Here is a 3,843-nt window from a genome sequence, read left to right as displayed (position 1 = left end):
CGGAAATTCACCGCCGCCACCGGACGCAGCACGTCGCGCAGGAACTCCTCCTCACGACTCCAGATCAATTTGACCGGGCGGCCAACTGCTTTGGCCAGCGCGATTGCCTGGGGATACGGACTGGCCGAGTCGTAGAGGAAGTGCCGACCGAAGAACCCGCCCAGCAATGGCGAATGCAGCGTGATGCGCGACGGATCCAGCCCTGTGCGTTTGGCGATGTCCGCGCGGAACATGTCCGGCGCCTGGTTCGGCAACCAGACCTCCAGCGAACCGTCCGGATTGAATCGGGCCAGCGCAGAAGGTGGCTCGAGTTGCCCGTGGTTCAGGTATTGGTTGTGGTAAGTGGCGTCGATCCGGGTTTTCGCACTCGCCAGAATGCCGGCCACGTCCCCTTGGTTTTCATCATCCCTGGCGGGGCCTTTGTCTTCAGCCAGTCGCTTGAACCAGGCATCGCTGGAAAAGTCGGCGGGCATCGGCCGCACCTGGCTGTCTGCGGCAGGTTCCTGCCAGTCGACCTGGATGGCTTCCACTGCACGTTTTGCGTGCCACCAACGCTCGGCGACCACCGCCACGGCACCCGGCAGGCGATGCACGGAATGCACGCCTTTCATGGCCTTGACCTGATCCTCGTTGCGCAGGTTGCCCACGGTCATCCCCAGGCGCGGTGCATGCTGGACGGCGGCATGCAGCATGTCGTCGACCTTCAGATCAATGCTGTAGAGCGCTTTGCCCGTGGACTTGTCATAGGCATCGAGGCGCTTCACGGGTTTGCCGATCCAGCGGAACTGACTCGGGTCACGCAGCTTCACAGAGGCCGGATCGGGAACCGGCAGATCCATCGCCTGCCCGGCCAGTTCACCGTAGGCCAGCGAGCGGCCCGACTTGGCGTGCACAACCTTGCCAGGCTCGGTGCTCAATTCGCTCACCGGCACCCCCAGCTTTTGTGCGCCGGCCTGCAACAGCATGGCGCGGGCGAGGGCGCCGAGGCGGCGCATGACCGGGTAACTCAGGCGCACCGACATGCTGCCGCCGGTGATGCGCATGCCGTTTTCCAACACCACGTAGGCTTCGCCGGGCGGTGCGGCTTCGACCAGGAAGGTCGACGGGTCGGCATCCAGCTCTTCACCGACAATCTGTGCCATCGCGGTGAACGTACCTTGCCCGCCCTCCATGAACGGGCAGAGCAGGCGTACGCGATTGTCCGGGCGGATTTCGAGAAACGCCGGGACCTGCGTGCCGCGTTCGGCGGTCGCCGCCGCTGCCGCCGCTTGCACGCGGGTGGCACCCAGCGGCAGACCGAAGCCGAGCACCAGGGCACCGACGGCGGTGCCGGTGAGGAAACGTCGGCGCGACAGATTGACCGGATCGTGCAGGGCCAGGGCCGATGCTTCCAGGGAAGGGTCGATACGAACGGTCATCAGGCGTCTCCCTTGCCGGCCAGCTCATGCACGGCGGCATGAATGGCGTTGTAGGTGCCGCAACGGCACAGATTGACCATCGCCGCTTCGATCTGCGCGTCACTCGGCCTGGGGTTCTGTTTGAGCAGAGCGGTGGCGGCCATCACCTGCCCGGACTGGCAATAGCCGCACTGGGCGACCTGCAGATCGACCCAGGTCGAGACGACCCGTTTGCCCACTTCATCGGCCTCGATGGCCTCAATGGTGGTGACCTCGCGGCCGACCACGCCGGCCACCGGTGTGACGCACGAGCGCACCACATTGCCGTCCACCAGCACCGAACAGGCGCCGCATTGCGCCAGGCCGCAGCCGTACTTGGTTCCGGTCATGCCCAGGTCATCGCGGATCACCCACAGCAAGGGCGTATCGGCGTCGGCATCGACCTGATAGGTCTTCTGGTTGATTCGTAGTTCCATGGCTCACCCGCTTGATCATCGGTTGACGTGCGTTGTTATAAGCAGTGACACGCAGCGAGGCGTATCACCGGAAAAGTGTGTCGTTCGCTCAACTCGCCGCACTGCCGAGCGTCTCAGCCTCGAAAGGCTGGCCACGCAGCAACGAGATGTCACGGCTGGGCGCGGTGCCGAACAAGCGGCCGTATTCGCGGCTGAACTGCGAGGGGCTTTCATACCCGACGGCAAACGCCGCGCGCGATACGTCCAGACGCTCCATCAACATCAGCCGGCGGGCCTCGTTGAGCCGCAGCCATTTCTGGTATTGCAGCGGACTCATACCGGTGAGCTGGCGGAAATGATGGTGAAAGGTGGGTGCGCTCATTTGCACCCGCGCCGCCAGTTCATCAATGCGCAGGGCGGCGCTGAAGTTGACCTTGAGCCAGTCGATGGCCTTGGCAATGCGATAACCCTGGCCATCGACGGCGGTGATCTGCCGCAGCCGTGCGCCTTGATCGGTGTGGAGCAGCCGATAGTGGATCTCTCGCAGGATCAGTGGCGCCAGCACCGGAATCGCCTCGGGTTCATCAAGCAATGCCAGCAAGCGATCGAGCGCACCTTCCAGGGTGGACGACATGTTGCCAATCGCGGCGCCTGACGCGGTGGAGGGCTGCCGCTTCGCCGGCAAGCCCACCTTGGTGATGACCTCGGCGAGCATGCTGACATCCAGTTTCAGCACCAGCCCGACGCAGGGCTGTGCAGGGCTGGCACGCAGCACTTCGGAGTTGGCGGGCAAGTCCAGCGAGGTGACCAGAAACCGCGAATGGTCGTAGCGATAGCCCTCGCCACCGACCCACAAACGCTTTTCCCCTCGACCCACCAGAATCAGGCTCGGTTCGACCATGCACACGACCGGGGGCGCCGGCTGATCGCGACGAAACAGCGACAGCCCGGGGATGGCCGTGGCGAAGTCGCCCGGTGCGCTCACGCGCGGGTCAATGTTCAACGCCAATGGAGATTCATGGCGCAGCGGTGTGTCGATCATGGCGGCTCACTCCTGTTGAGCGAACTGTAATCCGCTGCCGAGGCGTTTCCTATCCATCACCCTGCATCCTCAGAGGATCAGGCAAGCATTCAAGAGGAATGCACTAGGGCAGAGGTGGATCGACCGGGAGAATGTGTCGAACTGTTACGGGGGAAGTGCTCATGTGAGCGATCAATTGCTCGCCCCCTGCGCATCACCCCCTCATGTTTTTTGCACCACAGGTAGTTCCCATGACTGTTCTCTCTACAGAAAAACGCGGCTGGAGCGCCGTGCTGGCGATGTCGCTGGCCGCATTCGCCCTGGTCGCTTCCGAGTTCATGCCCGTCAGCCTGCTAACGCCGATTGCCGCTGAACTGCACATCACGGAAGGCCAGGCCGGGCAGGGTATTTCCGTGTCCGGAGCATTTGCCCTGATCACCAGCCTGGTGATTGCCGCAGTCGCCGCGCGTGTCGAGCGCAAGAAGCTGTTGCTGTCCCTGACCTTGTTGATGATCGTCTCGGGGACGATCGTCGCGTTCGCGCCGGGCTACCCCTCATTCATGTTCGGGCGTGCCTTGATCGGCATCGCCATCGGCGGTTTCTGGTCACTGTCGGCGGCGACCGCGATGCGCCTGGTGCCGTCCGATCAGGTGTCCCGCGCGCTGGCCATTGTCAATGGCGGTAACGCGCTGGCGACGGTCATCGCCGCACCTGCCGGCAGCTTCCTCGGCTCGTTGATAGGCTGGCGCGGCGCATTTTTCTGCGTGGTTCCGGTCGCCGCGCTGGCGGCCGTGTGGCTGCTGATCAGCCTTCCGTCTTTCAAGGCCGAGCGCCAGGCTGGCAGCGGTAACGCCCTGCGCCTGATGACACGGTTACCGGTGGCGCTGGGAATGATCGCCGTCAGCGTATTTTTCATGGGCCAGTTCATGCTGTTCACTTACCTGCGTCCGTTTCTTGAAGGAGTCACCGG

The 3,843-nt window shown here is 63.6% G+C and carries 4 protein-coding genes; 1 reads left to right on the top strand and 3 read right to left on the bottom strand.

The genetic code is table 11. The annotated features are described in order from the left end of the window. From DBR24_RS11250 to DBR24_RS11240, 3 genes are all read right to left on the bottom strand, one after another. A partial coding sequence (locus tag DBR24_RS11250) for a molybdopterin cofactor-binding domain-containing protein (protein ID WP_256591401.1) occupies positions 1 to 1,418 on the bottom strand: 1,418 nt, incomplete at its 3' end. Beyond that, positions 1,418 to 1,873, bottom strand: coding sequence for a (2Fe-2S)-binding protein (locus DBR24_RS11245; RefSeq protein ID WP_123462932.1), 456 nt, complete (start codon positions 1,871 to 1,873; stop codon positions 1,418 to 1,420). The genes DBR24_RS11245 and DBR24_RS11250, both read right to left, overlap by 1 nt. A gap of 88 nt (positions 1,874 to 1,961) precedes the next feature. Continuing rightward, positions 1,962 to 2,894, bottom strand: a complete 933-nt coding sequence (locus tag DBR24_RS11240) for an AraC family transcriptional regulator (RefSeq protein ID WP_123462934.1) — start codon at positions 2,892 to 2,894, stop codon at positions 1,962 to 1,964. 230 nt (positions 2,895 to 3,124) lie between these two features. Between DBR24_RS11240 and DBR24_RS11235 the strand changes: the two genes are divergently transcribed. After that, the coding region (locus DBR24_RS11235) for an MFS transporter (protein WP_256591400.1) at positions 3,125 to 3,843 on the top strand (719 nt) is incomplete at its 3' end.

The organism is Pseudomonas sp. HMWF006, assembly GCF_003061205.1.
GTDB lineage: Bacteria > Pseudomonadota > Gammaproteobacteria > Pseudomonadales > Pseudomonadaceae > Aquipseudomonas > Aquipseudomonas monsensis.
The sequence above is the reverse complement of the archived record's forward strand: the minus strand, read 5'-3'. Positions and strand labels throughout refer to the sequence as shown.